Origin of the sequence: Methanocaldococcus villosus KIN24-T80, from assembly GCF_000371805.1 — an archaeon.
GTDB lineage: Archaea > AGJL01 > Methanococci > Methanococcales > Methanocaldococcaceae > Methanocaldococcus > Methanocaldococcus villosus.
In genome coordinates, this window is sequence record NZ_AQUK01000001.1 from 441,605 (window position 1) to 458,129 (window position 16,525).

Here is a 16,525-nt window from a genome sequence, read left to right on the forward strand (position 1 = left end):
ATCATTCCTTCTCTTTTATTCCAATAACTTCTAATATTTTTGCTTTTATAGCTTCTTCTACAAGTTTTCTTAAAGCCTCCTTATCAGAAACTGCTTTAAATATTCCTAACTCTATTCTTGCTCCAGCAGCAGTTTGATGTCCTCCTCCACCAAAAGCCTTTTTTAAAATTTCCCCTAAGTTTAATCTAACATCTTTAGTCCTTGCAGATATCTCTATATAATCTCCAACAATACCAAATACAAAAGTTGTAGAAATTCCTTCCATTTTTAATAAAAAGTCAGCTGCCTTTGGTAAGGCATCCCTATTTGTTATTTCTCCAACATATGATAAAGCAATATTTCCTTTAACTACTTGCCTATTTATTATAGCCTTAGCTATTACTTCCATAATCTCTGTAGAAATTTCAGGATTTTCTATCATTTCTAAAATTGTTGTATCAATATAACTCTGCAAATATGCTGCACATTCAAAATCAAACCTTGTAACCCCTCTTTTAAAATTATTTGTATCTGATTCAATACCATAAAATAGAGCTGTAGCTAATTTCCTTGATGGTTCCATATTTAGCTCTTTTAAATAATTTGTTAATATTGATGATGTAGCCCCAACATTTAAAATATCTTTATAATCAGCCTCTAAATCTCCATTTGCATGATGATCAATAATAATATCTAATTTTTCTACTTCCATTGGTAACTGTTTAGAAGATGAGAAATCCACTGCAGCAATAATACAATAATCATCTATATTTATTTGATCTATAGATAGGAGATTTACCTCTAATAAATTTACCATAGTTTTATTTTCATCATACCCAATATTCCCCCCATATCCAATATCCGCCTCTACATCCCACTTTTCACATATTGTCTTTAATGCCATAGCACTTGCTATAGCATCAGGATCAGGATTTATATGTGTTAATATTAACATCTTTTTTCCATTACACTTTTTCTTTTTCTCTAATATTATTGATTTTAATTTCATTAATTTTCTTTTTAATTTTGCATTATCTACTTCATTAGCTATATCTTTAGCACCACTTTCTAATATATTAACTATTTTATCAATATTCAAACCACTATAAAGTTCAGGATATCCTTGCACTGCTCTAGCTATTTTATATGAATTTGGACTAAGCTCACAAACCTTCTCAGCTATATTTCTATTAACTTCTGAGTTTGTTAATATTAAAACTATATCAGCATTTTCTATATTAGCCTTTTTTAATGTTTCCTCTTCAGTAGCATCTCCCACTACAACTTTTATATTCTCTTTAATTAGATCATCAATATCTTCAATCTGTTTATCAATTATTGTTATGGGTTCTTTGTTTTTTATAAAATTAACAACTTTTCTTCCAAAAGAACCAAAACCTATAACTACTATCATATTTACCACTTAAAACTTTTGAGAGTTATTTTTAATTAAAAAAGAGTGTAAAGTATAATATATATATTTTGCTTCGAAATATTTATTAAAAACTTTTTGAAGATGATGTGATATGATAGATGCTTTAATTGATGCTACATATAAAGGTAATGAAAGAGCTATAATTTATTTGTATCTAATAAACACCATTCTTAAAGACAAAGAATTCAAACCTTATTTTTATGTAGAATTAAATAAAGATGAAATAGATGAAGAAGATATAGAGAATTTAAAAGCTTTTTTATTAAAAAAAGATTTATTAAAATTTGTTGATAATATAGAAGTGGTTAAAAAGAGGATTTTAAAAAAAGAAAAGAATGTATTGAAGATTATATCAACATACCCTAAACATGTACCAAAACTAAGGAAAGTAAAAGAAATAGCTAAAGAGATTTATGAACATGATATTCCATTTGTTAAAAGGTATATGATTGATAATGATATTCCCCCAATGACATATTTTGATTTTGAAAAGAAAAAAATTGTTAGTAATGAAATTCCTAAAATTAAGATGGTTGCATTTGATATAGAAGTTTCTGCTGAAGGTGAGCCTGATTATAGAAAAAATCCTATAATTATGGCAAGTTTTTGGGATGGAGAAGGGAAAGTTATAACTTATAAAGACTTTAACCATGAAAATGTTATTAAAGTGAAAGATGAAAGAGAATTAATAATAAAGATTATTGAAACATTGGGAAAATATGATATAATATTTACCTATAATGGAGATAATTTTGATTTTCCATATTTAAAGAAAAGAGCAGAAGTTTATGGAATAAAATTAAAATTAGGAAGAGAAGGGGAAGAGGTGAGGATAAAAAGAGCAGCAAATGGTTATCAATCATACATCCCAGGAAGGGTACATATTGATTTATATCCAATAGCAAGAAGGTTATTAAAACTTACAAAATACAGTTTAGAAGATGTTGTCTATGCTCTTTTTGGTATTGAAAAATTAAAAATTGGTCATGAGAATATAAGACTGTTTTGGGAAGATAAAGATAAGATTTTAATTGAATATTCTTTACAGGATGCAAAATACACATACAAGCTTGGAGAATATTTTTTACCATTAGAAGTCATGTTTAGCAGGATTGTTAATCAGAATATATTTTCAATAACTAGAATGACTTCGGGGCAGATGGTTGAATATCTGTTGATGAAAATGGCTTATAAAGAAAATATGATTGTTCCTAATAAGCCTGATGAAGAAGAATATAAAAGAAGGGTGAATGAGAGCTATGAAGGAGGATATGTTAAAGCAGAAAAAGGAATGTTTAATGATATAGTTTATTTTGACTTCAGATCTTTATACCCATCAATAATCATAACCTACAATATAAGCCCTGACACTATAGACTGTGATTGTTGCAATGGAGAAAAAATACTTAACCATCATTTTTGCAAAAAGAGAGAAGGGTTAATTCCAAAAACATTAAAAGGATTAATAAAAAGGAGAATTGAAGTAAAAAAAAGAATGAATGAAGTCAGTGATGAAGAAAAGAAGCTTTTAGATTATGAACAACAGTCATTAAAAATTTTAGCAAATAGCCATTATGGTTATTTAGCATATCCAAGAGCAAGATTTTATAGTAAAGAGTGTGCTGAAGTTGTTACATACTTAGGAAGAAAATACATATTAATGACTGTTGAAGAAGCTGAAAAATTTGGATTTAAAGTTGTATATATAGATACTGATGGTTTCTATGCTATTTATAAAGAAAAAATTGAAAAAAATGAATTAATAGAAAAAGCTAAAGAGTTTATTAAATATATTAATGAAAGGCTTCCTGGAAATATGGAGTTAGAGTTTGAAGGTTATTATAAAAGAGGTATTTTTATAACAAAGAAAAAGTATGCTTTAGTTGATGATAATAATAGAATAATAATAAAAGGGTTAGAATTTGTAAGAAGAGATTGGGCAAATATTGCTAAAACCACACAAAAAAAGGTTTTAGAAGCTTTGCTTATAGAAGGAGATATTGAGAAAGCTAAAAATATTATTAAAGAAATTATAAAAGAGTTAAGAGAAGGTAAAATTAAGAAAGAAGATCTTATAATATATACACAAATTACAAAGGATATTAAAGAATATAAAACAACTGCTCCTCATATTGAGTTAGCCAAAAGGTTAATTAGAGAGGGTAAGAAAGTCAATGTAGGAGATGTTATAGGATATATTATAGTGAAAGGAGCTAAGTCAATAAGTGAGAGAGCCAAATTACCAGAAGAGGTAGATATAAAAGATGTTGATATCAACTACTATATAGATAATCAAATATTACCACCAATATTAAGAGTTATGGAAGCTGTTGGAGTTTCTAAGAATGAATTAAAAAAAGATGGAAAACAAATCACATTAGATAGCTTTTTTAAAACATAGAAAATCTTTTTATAACAAAATCCCTACCCAAACTTGCTAAGAAAGCTCCTAATCTAGGTCCATATTTTTTCCCTAAGAGTATTTTATAAGCTGCTTGGAATGCGTCTCTTGGATTCAAACCAATTTCTTTAGCTGTTTCATAAATGAGCTCATGTATTGTTAGGGCATCAAAATTAACATTTTCCAATCTTTCAGCAAAATATCTTATCCACTCTTTTTGTTTATCTTTTAAGGTCTCAAATTCCTTTTTAGCTTCATCATCACTTATAATAATTAACTTCTCACCATATTTTAGTGCCCAATTTCTTGCCATTATCAACCTATCCTTTAACCTCTTTAAGCTAAATTCATCAATTTCATCTATATTATAGTTATTTCTCTTTAATATTTCAAAGACTTTATTCATATTTATATTATTATCTTCATAAGCCAATTGGCCAATAATAGAACAAAATCTATATGGAATAACAAATGGTTTTTTTTCAGGAATTCTTGGTGTTGAAAACTCATATATCCTTATCTTCTCCTTACCATCCTCATCTAAATCTTTATCCCTATTTTCAAAATAGAACTCTTCTAATCTATCATACTCATCAACTAAATCAGGGATTTTTTTCATGTCAAAATCAATATGTTTTGATGGCTTACTTCTTAAAATTAAAAATCTCAATATCTCTGGATGAGCTACATATGTCCAATCTTTAACAGCAAAAACTACACCTTTAGAAGAACTCATTGGAATTGCCTTATCTCCAACTTTAAGCTGAATCCATTCATAAACAACTTTCATTGGTGGATTGTAATTAAATACTTCTTTAGCTATTAAATAACCAGTATCATATGACCCCCCAGCAGCAGCATGATCTTTTCCCATAGGTTCTATGGAGACATTAAATATACTCCATCTTGCAGGCCAATCTACTCTCCATGGAAGTTTAGCTTTACCTTTATATGGTTTAACTTTTCCCTCATGACCACACTTTTCACATCTATAATAAACCTCTTCTCCCTCATAACCAATAACTTTTGTTTTTAGATTTTTGCATTTTTCACAAACAACATTAATAGGAAACCAACTATCATCTAGTGGATTGTCTCTAAATTTGTTTAATATCTCTCTAATCTTATCTCTCTTCTCTAATGCAATCCTTATTTTTTCATCATAAAGTCCTTTTTTATAGTTTTCATCAGCTTTATATACTTTTAACTCAACCCCTAAATCATCTAAACTCTCTAAATATGGATTTAAAAAGTGATCAGCATAACTTTTACAGCAACCTTCAGGGCAAGGAATTTCACTTAATGGCATCCCTACATATTCTTCAAATTCTTCAGGCAAAAATGGATATCTTTTTCTAAGAGGGTCATATGTATCAGCTATAAAAATGAGCTCAGCATCAGCTTTCTCCTTTAAAGCTTTATAAATAGCATCACCTGTTAGTGTTTCTCTTGCATTTCCTATATGTATATGCCCTGATGGAGTTATTCCAGTAGCTATAACATATTTCTCTTCCTTCCTATCTTTTAACAATTTATCAGCTATTACATCAGCCCAAAACATGTTTTTCCCTTTTAGAAAATTTTTGAGCTTATTTTATTTACGATAGATTTAATATTATTTTCGGTTAAATCTATTTATTTAAATTATTTGAATAACATAACAAAAATTTTTTACTTTATAAAATCCCTCTTTATGAGTGAAGGCATAACTGTTCTTTGATATGCATATTTACTGTTTTTCTTTTCACAATAACCAATTTCAGCTGGAGAATTCAGTTTAAAAAATATTAACTGACCAATTCTCATATTTGGATAAAGAATAACTGGCTTATCATGAGCTACAATTTCTAAAGTTATTTTTCCTCTAAATCCTGCATCAATAAACCCAGCTGTCTGATGTGATGTTAAAAATAACCTTCCTAATGAACTTCTACCTTGATAGAAAGAGGTTATATCATTTGGCAATTCAATATATTCATTTGTAGTTCCTAAAATAGCCTTTGAAACATAATCTACATTGTATTTTTCTTTAAAATATTCTATTTTTTCTTCAGTTAAATTATAATTTATTGGGCAAATCAAAATAGAGTTTTTTATTTTTATTCTTTTATAATTCAAATCATTAAATAAATCATAAACTTCATCTTCATAAACAATAAATTCATTACCTAAAGTAACATCATATGAAGCAGGCCCTAAATGTTCCCTATTAAATGGCTCTATTATTAATTTATTTTCATTAATTAATTTTAAAATGTCTTTATCACTTAAAATCATAAATTTTTCACCAATAAAAATTTAAAGAAAATAAGAAATTAAATACTGTTAAGATTTGATATATACTCTTCTGCTTTACTTGAGATTTTTAAGTTTTGATATATAATCTTCTGATTTATTAGAGGTAGTATTAATGAATTCTGATGTTTTTTTCCCTGCTTTTTCTGCTCCTGATTTAACATTATTTATATATAAATAACCAGCTATAATAGCTACCAAAACTGCTGCAGCAATAAGTATCCCAACTTCCATAGATAACTGAGCTCTATTAGACATTATTTTTTTAATTATATTCATCATATTCCTCACCACTATTACATTATATACTTTATTTTTTTATAATAATATTGTTTAAATAGTTTTCTATATATTTAATTTTAATAACTTTGGAGGGAGATAATGAGAAAACTAATTCTACTACTCTTACTAATAAACCCTGTTTTGGCTGTAGTAATAAAAGCTCCTGCAGTTTCTATAACAGACCATGGTTTTGTAGGAGTACCTATAACATTTGAAATTCATGCTCAAAAAGGAGATGGGCATGTTTTTATAGACACTATGCCTTTAACTCAGTTAGATATGCAGAGTTCTGCAAGAATTGCTGCAAAGGTTGCTGGAGAGATAGCTAATAAAGATATTGATAATTATAATGTTTATATAATAGTTAGAAGTGATGTTCCAATTGTTGGTGGGCCATCAGCAGGAGGTACTATGACTATAGGCATTTTAGCTGAACTATTAAATTTAACAATAAATAAAAATGTAATGATGACTGGGACAATAAATCCTGACGGCTCTATTGGTCCTGTTGGAGGAATATTGGAAAAAATAGAAGCTGCTAAAGAAGCTAACTGCTCAATATTTTTAATTCCAAAAGGACAGAGGTATATTAAGGAAGGGGATAGGGAAGTTGATGCTGTAGAGTTTGGAAAAAGGTTAGGGATAGAGGTTGTAGAAGTGGGAAGTATATATGAGGCTTTTCCTTACTTTTTTAATAAAAAAATAACCATAAAATCATATCCTCCAAATCCCATAGCTGAAGAGAAATATAAGAGGATTATGAAAAGTCTAGCAGAAAAAATTTTGAATATGTCTGAAGAGAAATATAGAAACATATCCACAATATTGGAACAAGATTATTTTGGATATGAATACAACTATTTACTAAATTGTAAATTAAATGAAGCTAAAGAAATGATAGAAAAAGCAAATAGAGAGTATATAAACAAGAAATACTATTCAGCAACATCCACAGCTTTTAATGCACTTATAAAATTGGAGGATATTGAAAATAAAATTAAATTTTTGTCAGGAGTGAGTGTTAAATCAATACTATTAAAGATACAGGATGATATTAGCAAGGATAAAGAAATAGTTTATTCAAAAAATTTAACTACAAAAAACTTTGAGGAAGTGTTATCTGCAAGATTAAGAATAAAAAAGGCTGAATCTCTATTAGATGAAGCTTGGAAAGAATATTATTTAGGTAACTATGATAAAGCTATTGAATATGGTAGTTTTGCGGATATGAGAGGAAAATCAGCTATATGGTGGATATCATTAGCTGAAGAAGGTGGGGAAAAAATAGATAATAACAAGTTAAAAGTTTTAGCACAACAGTATTTAGACAATGCTCAAACAGTCTTAACCTACCTTGAAACTCTCTATCCAAATATAAATTTTGATGACTTGGAAAATGAATTAAAAAATGCTAAAGAGGCTTATAATGAAGGAGATTATATATTATCAATAGCTCAAAGTATTGATCTCTCTGTTAAGGCAGAAGTGCCTTTGGTAATATTCAGTGATATTGAATATCTAAAAAATTATGCAAAAAATAAAATAAACTTAGCAGAAAGATATATTACACCTATATCAGCTCTAAGCTATTATGAGTATGCTGAAACATTAGAAGATAATGTATCAAAAATAATGTATTACAAATACTCCTCCTACTGTGCTCAGATGGATTTGGATATATTAAAAATATTAAATAAAAGTGTCATTGTTAAAAATCCAGAAGGTAATTTATATAAAGAGGTTAAAGAGAAACCAGAATTAGATGAAACTGCTATAATAATAACAGCTGTATTATCAGGTTTAATAGGTTTTTCAGCTGGATACATATTTAGAAAAGTTACAGCTTAAAAATTTATTTTTTTGGTGATATTTTGAAACTACCTATGATAATTTGTAGGCTAAAAACAAATAAACCTCTTAAAAAGATCCACACTCCATATTTAAGGGGTTATATATTAAAGAAATTTCCAAACTATGTTGAGTTACATCATCACAGTAACGGTGGTTTTCTCTATATGTATCCAAAAATACAGTATAAGGTGATAAATGGAGATGCTGTAATTTTAGGAATAAAAGAAGGAATAAATATATTAAAAGACATTATTTTTGATATAGATAAACTTGAATTAAATAAAGAAGTGTATTATGTTGTAAATGGTTACATTAAAGCTGTGTTTGAAGAATTTGGGGAAAGTGAAGAGATGATAACTTATAAATTTATATCTCCATGGATAGCCCTAAATGAAAAGAATTATTTAAAATATAAAAATATGGATAATGAAAGTAGAAAAGAGCTATTAGAAAAAATTTTAATTGGAAATATCTTATCAATGAGCAAATATTTAAATTATACTGTCAAAGAAAAGCTTGAAGCTGAAATATTAAGATTAGAAAACTTAACTGTAAAATACAAAGGAAATAAATTTATTGGCTTCTTTGGAGAATTTAAAGTGAATTTTAACATACCAAATTATTTAGGGATAGGAAGAAAAGTGTCAAAAGGGTTTGGTACTGTGATTAGATTATGAAAGCTTTAATAATAGACTGCTTGGCTGTTAATGATGGTAAAAGAGTTTTAGCAAGAGATGTCATTGGAGCAGGGCCAAGGACTGTTAAAGGCATTTTAGAGAGTGAAGGGTTAGAAGCTAAGATTATCCCATATGAAGATTTTAATATTAAAAAAGTTAGGGGTTTTGATATAATCTTTATAAGTGCCATGACTTCTGACTTTAAAGCTGTAAAAAAATTAGTTAAAGAATTAAAATTAAAAGAAAATAAAAAAGTAATAATTGGGGGTCCTATAGCAAGTGATATTTATCTCTTAAATAAAATTGAAGCTGATATATCTATAATAGGAGAAGGAGAAATCACAATAAGAGAGTTAATAAAGAAAGACTTTAATCCTGAAGGAATTAAAGGAACAACTTATTGGGATGAAGAGTTAAAGATAAACCCATTTAGAGAGATATTAAAAGATTTAAGCTTAATTACACCATCTAAAGATATTAAAGATTACAAAAACTATTTTTCTGCAAGGGTTTATGTTGAAGTTGTAAGAGGATGTAGTAATTTTAAAAGAGCTCTTTTATTATGCAAAAATAAGAAATGTTCTCTCTGTAAAGAAGGATCACTTTATTGCCCATCAAATATAAAGCCAGGTTGTGGTTTCTGCTCGGTTCCATCTCTATTTGGCTATGCAAGAAGTAGAGATGAAGAAGTTATATTAGAAGAATTAGAAGAGCTGTTTAAACAAGGTGTTAAAAAAGCTGTTCTTTCAGCTCCAGATTTTTTAGATTATAAAAGAGATGGCTATAATCCATATAAACCAGAGCCAAATTATGAAGCTATAGAAAGTTTGATAGATAATGCAAAAGATCTAGCTGATAAGTATGATGCAAATGTAATGGTAGAAAATATAAAAGCAAATCTTTTTAATGAGAAGATAGCTAAAATATTGAGTAAGTTAAATACAACAATCTATATTGGATGTGAAAGTGGAGATAAAAAACACTGTGAGCTTTTAGGACGTCCATCATACCCAGAGGATGTATTAAAAGCTGTAAAAATAGCTAAAAAATACAATTTAAAAGCACAAGTATATTTCATTTATGGCTTACCTGGGGAGAATAAGAAAACTGTAGAAAATACTATAAAATTCATGCATAAAATAAAACCATATATAGATAAGATCACTGTTTATAAATTTAGACCTTTGCCTATGTCTGCTTTTCAAGAGTTTAAACCAAAAATAACAGAGTATTCATTAAAAATAAAAAAAGAAGCTAAAAAAATAAACTATGAGATCAAAAAAAGATATATAGGAAAAATTTTAGATGTTATTATAGCTGAAAAACATTTAAAAAATGATGATTATGCTGTAGGGTATTTAAAAGATAGTGGTTTAGTAGTTTTTGTAAAAAATGGAAATAAATATATTGGAAGAGTAAAAAAAGTAAAAATAATAAAAGCTCATGAAAAATACTTAGAGGGGGTTATTATCTAATGCTTCCTATCCTATTATCTTTTGAAAATAAAAAAGTGGCTGTTTTTGGCTGTGGAGAAGTAGGAAAGAGAAGGGCATTAAAAATATTAAAAAATGGAGGAAATGTTGACATATATTCTAAAAATTTTGATAATGAGATAAAAAAAATAAAAAATGATAGATTAAAATTAATAAATGTTGATTTAAATAAACTCTCTGATGAGGAGCTTAGAGAGATTATTAAAGATTATGATTTTATTGTAGCTGCAGTTAATGAAGAAATAAATAGAAGGATAGTAAAAATAGCCAATGAGCTTAATAAGTTTGTTAATGCATCTAATTTAATGAGTGGAGTTAATTTTATCCTCCCTGCATATACTGAAGTTAATGGTGTAATATTCTCCATATACACAAGAGGAAAATCTCCAATGTTAGCTAAGAAAATAAGAATTTTAGTGGAAAATATTATAAGAGACCAAGATATCTCTTTCTTATCAGAATTTAGAGAATTTCTAAAAGAAATAGTACCTAATCAAAAGGATAGAAAGAAAGTTATAGAAGAATTGTTTAATAATAAAGAATTCAGAGAAGAGTTAAAAAAAATAGTGATGAGGGTCTTAAATGATCATAGTTCTAAAAGCTGATTATAAAAAGTACTCTGTTAATGATTTAGAAAAGCTAAGATTTAATGAAAAAGAATTTTATAGTAAATATGAAAATGCTATTCTCTTACAGACGTGCAATAGGGTTGAGCTTATCTTTTATGGATATAGCTTAGATGAAATAAAAAATATAAAAAATTTTGAAAAGTTTGATCTTCTTTTAGAAGATGAGGCTATCTTACATCTATTTAGATTAGCTGCAGGATTAGAATCAATGATTGTAGGAGAAGTTCAAATTTTAGGTCAAATAAAAGATGCTTTTTTAAAAGCAAATATTAAAGATAAGAGGTTTGAAAAAATTATGTTAAAAATTATACATACTGGACAGAGAGTTAGGGAAGAAACTGAAATAAGCAAAGGTTCAGTCTCTATTGGCTCTGCAGCTGTGGAATTAGCTGAAAAGTTTGGATTAGAAGGGAAAAATATTTTATTAATTGGAGCTGGAGAGATGGCCACTCTTGTTATAAAAGCTCTAAAAGAAAAAAATGTTAAAGCTATTATTATAGCTAATAGAACATATGAAAAAGCCCTAAAATTAGCTAAAGAGCTTGGAGGTATAGCTGTAAGATTTGACAAATTAAAAGAGGCTTTAAAATATGCTGATATTGTTATCTCTGCTACATCAGCCCCACATCCAATATTAACAAAAGAAAGAGTTATGGATATTGAAGAAACAATTATTATAGATATAGCCAATCCAAGAGATACAACAGATGATATTAGAGAACTTAAACATATAAAATTATTTACAATAGATGATTTAAAAATAATTGCTGAAGAAAACTTAAAAAGGAGGATGAAAGAAATTCCGAAAGTAGAAAAAATTATAAAAGAGGAATTTGAAAATTTAAAAAAGTTATTAAAAGAACTTGAAATTGAAGAGAAAATAAAAGATTTTTGTATAAACTTGGAAAATCTTAGAATAAGAGAAGTGGAGAAAGCCAAAAAACTATTAAAAACAAGAGATCCTGAAAGAGTTTTAGAGGATTTTTCAAGATCTTTTTGTAAAAAAATAATTTATGATTTGAAAAGGGTGTTAAAATGAAAATGTTGGAGAAAATAAGAAAAGTTAAGTTATTTACAGCATACAATGCTAATGTTGATGCTATTAAATATTTAAATAGCAATGATGTGCAAAGATTAGTTGACATGTTTGATCATAAAGAGATTATAAGAAGGATGGAAGAGTATCCAAGAGTGATAGAAGAACCATTAGATTTTGTAGCAAGATTAGTGTATTCAATAAAGACAGGTAAACCTGCAGAAGTTCCAATAGTTGAAGAGATGAATGAATGGTTTAATAAGCTTAAATATGATGAAGAAAGAATGGGAGGACAGGCAGGAATAGTGGCTAATTTAATGGCCACTTTAAATATAGATAGAGTAATAACATATGTACCTCTTCTATCTAAAAAACAGGCTGAAATGTTCCATGAAAATGTTTTATATCCAAAATTGGAAAATAACAAATTAGTATTTAAAAAAATAAGGGAGAGTTATGAAGATGTACCTACTAAAATAAATAGAATTTTTGAGTTTAAAAAAGGATTAAAATTTAAGTTAGGAAATGAGGAGATAGTAGCCAAAGAATCTACAAGATTTATAGCTGCATCAAGACCAGAAAGCTATAGAATAGGAATTAGAGATGAATTAAGACCATATCTCCCACAGTTTGGAGTGGATTGTGCTTTTTTATCTGGTTATCAGGGAATAAAAGAGAAATATAAAGATGGAAAAACTGCTGAATATTATTTTGAAAAGGCTAAAGAGGATATAAAGTTGCTAAAGGAAGGAAATATTATGACACATTTAGAATTTGCTTCTATATCAAATATTAAGATAAGGGAGATGGTTGTTAATTATATTCTAAGTGAAGTTAATAGCGTAGGTATGGATGAAACTGAAATAGCTAATGTTTTACATATATTAGGTTATGAAGATTTGAGTGATAAAATAATAAAAAATAGTTTTGTTGAAGATATTGTTGAAGGATCTAAAATCCTATTAGACAAATTTAATAATTTGGAAATAATTCAAGTTCATACTATTTACTTTATTCTATTCGTTTGTAGAAAAGACAATCCTCTTGATTTAAAAGAGTTAAAAGAATGTTTAGACTTCTCAACTATTCTTGCTGCAACAAGAGCTAAATTAGGAAAAATAGAGAGTGTAGATGATTTAAAAGAAGGTTTGAAAATTAGCTATAACAAATATAGAGATATGTATGATAAATGTATGATTGAAGATGATTATAAAATAGCTATAACTCCATCAAGATATGTTGAAAATCCAAAATCAACTGTAGGTTTAGGAGACACAATATCTTCTGGAGCATTTGTTTATTATAATGCTCTTATTAAAAATAAAAAATAAATTTTTTAAAATTTTAAAAAATAATGCTCCGGCCGGGATTTGAACCCGGGTCGCGGGCTCGAAAGGCCCGCATGATTGGCCGGACTACACCACCGGAGCAATTAAAACTAAAAATATGGCGGACCCGGGGGGATTTGAACCCCCGACCCCCGGCTTAGAAGGCCGGTGCCCTATCCAGGCTAGGCTACGGGTCCAATATAAGCACTTTAAAAAATTGTTATAGCCATATATAAATTTTTCGTTTTTTAATATGTAACAAAGATATAAAAATCTCTTAAAACAATTTAGAGAAATGGTGAAAGAATGTTTTTGGGTAACGATACATTAACATTAGAAAATAGAATGTTATGTGTAGATGGCTATCCTTTTAAAGAGCTTGCTGAGAAATTTGGAACACCATTATATGTAATTTCAGAAGAACAGATTAAAATAAACTATAGAAAATACATAGAAGCATTTAAAAGATATGAAAAAGAGACAAAAAAGAACTTTATTTTAGCATATGCATATAAAGCAAATTCAAATCTTGCTGTAACTAAACTTTTAGCTAAGCTTGGTTCTGGAGCAGATGTAGTTAGTGGAGGGGAGCTATACATAGCTAAACTTTCTGGAGTTCCATCAGATAGAATTGTTTTTAATGGTAATTGTAAGACTGAAAAAGAAATTATAATGGGAATTGAGGCAGGAATAAGAGCTTTTAATGTAGATAGCATTAGTGAGTTATTATTAATTGAAAAATTATCTAAAGATTATGGCGAGGCTAATGTAGCATTTAGAATAAACCCTGATGTAGATCCTAAAACACATCCAAAAATAGCTACAGGACTTAAAAAGAGCAAGTTTGGAATGAATAAGGAAGTGGCTAAAAAAGCTATAAAAATGGCATTAAAAATGAAAAATATCAACTTTGTAGGATTACACTGCCATATTGGATCTCAAATCACTGATCTGTCTCCTTTTATTGAAGCTACTAAAAAAATGATGGAGTTTATATTAGAGTTGAAAAGAGAAGGAATAGAGGTAGAGGATTTAAATTTAGGTGGAGGTTTAGGAATACCATATTATAAAGATAAAAAAATTCCTACTATTGAAGATTATGCTAATGCTTTAATAGACACTATTTTATCATATGACATTCATCCAAACTTAATTTTAGAGCCAGGAAGAAGTATTGTAGCCACAGCTGGTTATTTATTAGGGAAAGTTATACATAGAAAAGATATGTGGGTTATGATTGATGCAGGAATGAATGATCTTATAAGGCCTGCAATTTATGATGCCTATCATCATATAGAAAATGCTGTATTAAAAGAGGAGAAAGAGGTAGTTAATGTAGCGGGAGGGCTTTGTGAAAGTTCAGATGTATTTGGTAGAGAAAGAGAAATATGTAAGCCTGAAGTAGGAGATGTGCTAGTTATATTTGATGCTGGGGCTTATGGTATTAGTATGGCTAATAACTACAATGCTAGACCTAAGCCAAGAATGATTATGACTTCAAAAAGAGGAGTGTTTATAATAAGAGAGAGAGAAGAGTACAGTGATTTAATATCAAAAGATATTATTCCTCCCCATTTACTTTAAGTTGTTGAACTTTCAGCATCATTATATAACTCATCTCCAACCTTAACTTCTTCATCAAATCCTTTACTACCTTTTAATGTCTCTATTCTAAATATGTATGATTTATACCATATATCTTCAGGCTTTTTCTTTATTGGAGCTAATCTCCAAGCTTTAGTTTCTTCTTCATAACCCCAATTTATATATTGATTAAAGTTTCTTATCAGATCAGTTATAACTACATTAAAATCATTTAATAATATTTTTTGAATTTCTCTCCATTTATCTAATGAACTTTCTCTCCTAGTTATTCCAAAATACCCTGCTCTTCTTTCTCCTTTTAATGCTGATATCCCCCTTCCAATAAATGTTTTTATTGCATAAAGTGTTTCTGGAGGATCTGTTATGAAAGTATCAAATTTCTTTTTATATTTTTCAGGCAGTGGGTTTCTTAAATCTAAAGTAATAATTTCTATATTCTTATAATTCAGTTTTTCAGCAGTCTCCTTAATAAAATTAATAAGTCTCTCATCTATATCAACAACCACAATTCTTTTTGGTAAATTTGACAACATTAAGGCTATTGATGTTAGGTCATCATCACCTAAAACTAAAACATCTTTATTATACAAATCCCCTCTAGAATTCATTAAGGCTATTCTAGCTACAGTACACTCCTCTTTAACATATCCTTGGTCATATTCATGTTTTGGCATAGGTCTATCTTTAGCAATCTCTTTAAATTTCTCTAATATATCCTTATATGGTTTTAAAGAAACTCCTCTACCTTCACAACATTCACAAATATGATCCTCTCTCTTCCCTATTCCATACTCTTTTACAAATTCCAAACCTTTCTCTGTCAACTCTATTTTGTCTGTAATCTTAACTAATCCCTCTTTTTCTAAAACTCTTATGATCTCTGCCACTAAAGGTAGTGGCTCTTCAGAAATATCTACAATTTTCCAAAAATCTCCTGTAGATAAAATAGCTGACAACACATTTTCTATAGATCTTTCATAAACAGGGATTTCTATTCTACTCTTTACTTCCTCTACTATTCTTTGCAATGTTTCACCTCTAATTTATAAATTGCTTTTTGTCCTAAACCTTCACTAATAGCGACTTCTATCCAATAAACATTTTTGTATTTTTCTTTTAACCTACTAATAATTTCTTCAGCGAAAAATTTTGCCAAATCTTCAGCTGATGTGGTTTCTATAGGTAGTAAAATAACATCCTCTACAGGGATTATATATTCTTTATTTTTATATTTAAAGTATAGTGCTTTATCCCTTAATTCATAATAAACATCTTTATGATCTCTTGGTAAAATAAGTTTATGGTCTATTTTTTTACATATTTCTTTAACTATCTCTTTTATAATTTTAAAATCACATACAAAGTTAAACTCTCCTTTATCTCCACACACTTTTATATCCACATAGTATGTATGCCCATGAATAACTCCACATGTTCTATGTCCAAAAACTATATGTGCTGAAGAAAACTTTAGATTAGCATATAAACCAACTATTTCTATTATCATAATATTT

General features: G+C 28.3%; 14 protein-coding genes and 2 tRNA genes. 8 read left to right on the top strand and 8 right to left on the bottom strand.

From position 1 onward, the window contains the following. Position 1 precedes the first annotated feature (1 nt). Entirely contained in the window at positions 2-1,393 is a 1,392-nt protein-coding gene (locus tag METVI_RS0102595; RefSeq protein WP_004592065.1) for a DHH family phosphoesterase, read from the bottom strand. A 112-nt stretch (positions 1,394-1,505) separates the two neighbouring features. Between METVI_RS0102595 and METVI_RS0102600 the strand changes: the two genes are divergently transcribed. Continuing rightward, the gene (locus METVI_RS0102600) at positions 1,506-3,815 is read left to right on the top strand and encodes a DNA-directed DNA polymerase (protein WP_017981007.1); all 2,310 of its coding nucleotides are present in this window, start codon (positions 1,506-1,508) and stop codon (positions 3,813-3,815) included. Here METVI_RS0102600 and lysS read toward each other — a convergent pair. The 3 genes from lysS to METVI_RS0102615 all read right to left on the bottom strand — a co-directional run bounded on the left by lysS (position 3,805) and on the right by METVI_RS0102615 (position 6,392). Next, entirely contained in the window at positions 3,805-5,376 is a 1,572-nt protein-coding gene (gene lysS / locus METVI_RS0102605; RefSeq protein WP_004592060.1) for a lysine--tRNA ligase, read from the bottom strand. The two genes, METVI_RS0102600 and lysS, sit on opposite strands and share 11 nt — an antisense overlap. Before the next feature lie 110 nt (positions 5,377-5,486). After that, the gene (gene dcd / locus METVI_RS0102610) at positions 5,487-6,092 is read right to left on the bottom strand and encodes a dCTP deaminase (protein WP_004592058.1); all 606 of its coding nucleotides are present in this window, start codon (positions 6,090-6,092) and stop codon (positions 5,487-5,489) included. A 75-nt stretch (positions 6,093-6,167) separates the two neighbouring features. After that, the gene (locus tag METVI_RS0102615; protein WP_004592055.1) at positions 6,168-6,392 is read right to left on the bottom strand and encodes a class III signal peptide-containing protein; all 225 of its coding nucleotides are present in this window, start codon (positions 6,390-6,392) and stop codon (positions 6,168-6,170) included. 99 nt (positions 6,393-6,491) lie between these two features. Here METVI_RS0102615 and METVI_RS0102620 point away from each other — a divergent pair, with 99 nt between their 5' ends. Genes METVI_RS0102620 through pfkC form a run of 6 tightly spaced genes read left to right on the top strand, consistent with a single transcriptional unit; the run spans position 6,492 to position 13,409 of the window. Beyond that, on the top strand, positions 6,492-8,240 hold the full coding sequence (locus METVI_RS0102620; RefSeq protein ID WP_004592053.1) for a S16 family serine protease: 1,749 nt from the start codon (positions 6,492-6,494) through the stop codon (positions 8,238-8,240). Between the two features lie 23 nt (positions 8,241-8,263). Continuing rightward, positions 8,264-8,920 (top strand): CRISPR-associated endonuclease Cas6, encoded by a 657-nt coding sequence (locus METVI_RS0102625; RefSeq protein WP_004592051.1) that lies wholly within the window; start codon positions 8,264-8,266, stop codon positions 8,918-8,920. Continuing rightward, the gene (locus METVI_RS0102630) at positions 8,917-10,395 is read left to right on the top strand and encodes a B12-binding domain-containing radical SAM protein (RefSeq protein WP_004592050.1); all 1,479 of its coding nucleotides are present in this window, start codon (positions 8,917-8,919) and stop codon (positions 10,393-10,395) included. Before METVI_RS0102625 ends, METVI_RS0102630 begins: the two co-directional genes overlap by 4 nt. Then, positions 10,395-11,018, top strand: a complete 624-nt coding sequence (locus tag METVI_RS0102635) for a precorrin-2 dehydrogenase/sirohydrochlorin ferrochelatase family protein (protein WP_004592048.1) — start codon at positions 10,395-10,397, stop codon at positions 11,016-11,018. The genes METVI_RS0102630 and METVI_RS0102635 overlap by 1 nt, the downstream gene beginning before the upstream one ends. Then, positions 10,999-12,081 carry a glutamyl-tRNA reductase gene (gene hemA, locus METVI_RS0102640; protein ID WP_236610568.1) on the top strand — a complete coding sequence of 361 codons (1,083 nt, stop codon included), beginning with the start codon at positions 10,999-11,001 and terminating at the stop codon, positions 12,079-12,081. Before METVI_RS0102635 ends, hemA begins: the two co-directional genes overlap by 20 nt. Next, the gene (gene pfkC, locus METVI_RS0102645) at positions 12,078-13,409 is read left to right on the top strand and encodes an ADP-specific phosphofructokinase (protein WP_004592044.1); all 1,332 of its coding nucleotides are present in this window, start codon (positions 12,078-12,080) and stop codon (positions 13,407-13,409) included. Before hemA ends, pfkC begins: the two co-directional genes overlap by 4 nt. A 24-nt stretch (positions 13,410-13,433) precedes the next feature. On the opposite strand, the gene METVI_RS0102650 is transcribed toward pfkC, so the two are convergent. Both METVI_RS0102650 and METVI_RS0102655 read right to left on the bottom strand, forming a co-directional pair. After that, positions 13,434-13,508 (bottom strand) — tRNA-Glu (locus tag METVI_RS0102650). Between the two features lie 17 nt (positions 13,509-13,525). Next, positions 13,526-13,603: transfer RNA gene (locus tag METVI_RS0102655), tRNA-Arg, on the bottom strand. A gap of 109 nt (positions 13,604-13,712) precedes the next feature. Here METVI_RS0102655 and lysA point away from each other — a divergent pair. Then, positions 13,713-14,990 (top strand): diaminopimelate decarboxylase, encoded by a 1,278-nt coding sequence (gene lysA, locus METVI_RS0102660; RefSeq protein WP_004593221.1) that lies wholly within the window; start codon positions 13,713-13,715, stop codon positions 14,988-14,990. On the opposite strand, the gene METVI_RS0102665 is transcribed toward lysA, so the two are convergent. Together METVI_RS0102665 and METVI_RS0102670 are read right to left on the bottom strand one after the other, a co-directional pair. Next, a complete protein-coding gene (locus METVI_RS0102665; protein ID WP_004593223.1) occupies positions 14,987-16,039 on the bottom strand; it encodes a bis-aminopropyl spermidine synthase family protein in 1,053 nt (350 codons plus the stop codon). The two genes, lysA and METVI_RS0102665, sit on opposite strands and share 4 nt — an antisense overlap. Next, on the bottom strand, positions 16,027-16,518 hold the full coding sequence (locus tag METVI_RS0102670; protein ID WP_004593225.1) for a 6-carboxytetrahydropterin synthase QueD: 492 nt from the start codon (positions 16,516-16,518) through the stop codon (positions 16,027-16,029). Before METVI_RS0102670 ends, METVI_RS0102665 begins: the two co-directional genes overlap by 13 nt. Positions 16,519-16,525 lie beyond the last annotated feature (7 nt).

Excerpts from the sequence above, each read along its gene's own strand:
- lysA (WP_004593221.1), top strand. The coding sequence starts at position 13,713 with ATGTTTTTGGGTAACGATACATTAACATTAGAAAATAGAATGTTATGT.
- METVI_RS0102615 (WP_004592055.1), bottom strand. The coding sequence starts at position 6,392 with ATGATGAATATAATTAAAAAAATAATGTCTAATAGAGCTCAGTTATCT.
- METVI_RS0102630 (WP_004592050.1), top strand. The coding sequence starts at position 8,917 with ATGAAAGCTTTAATAATAGACTGCTTGGCTGTTAATGATGGTAAAAGA.
- pfkC (WP_004592044.1), top strand. The coding sequence starts at position 12,078 with ATGAAAATGTTGGAGAAAATAAGAAAAGTTAAGTTATTTACAGCATAC.
- dcd (WP_004592058.1), bottom strand. The coding sequence starts at position 6,092 with ATGATTTTAAGTGATAAAGACATTTTAAAATTAATTAATGAAAATAAA.
- METVI_RS0102670 (WP_004593225.1), bottom strand. The coding sequence starts at position 16,518 with ATGATAATAGAAATAGTTGGTTTATATGCTAATCTAAAGTTTTCTTCA.
- METVI_RS0102620 (WP_004592053.1), top strand. The coding sequence starts at position 6,492 with ATGAGAAAACTAATTCTACTACTCTTACTAATAAACCCTGTTTTGGCT.
- METVI_RS0102595 (WP_004592065.1), bottom strand. The coding sequence starts at position 1,393 with ATGATAGTAGTTATAGGTTTTGGTTCTTTTGGAAGAAAAGTTGTTAAT.
- METVI_RS0102600 (WP_017981007.1), top strand. The coding sequence starts at position 1,506 with ATGATAGATGCTTTAATTGATGCTACATATAAAGGTAATGAAAGAGCT.
- METVI_RS0102635 (WP_004592048.1), top strand. The coding sequence starts at position 10,395 with ATGCTTCCTATCCTATTATCTTTTGAAAATAAAAAAGTGGCTGTTTTT.
- lysS (WP_004592060.1), bottom strand. The coding sequence starts at position 5,376 with ATGTTTTGGGCTGATGTAATAGCTGATAAATTGTTAAAAGATAGGAAG.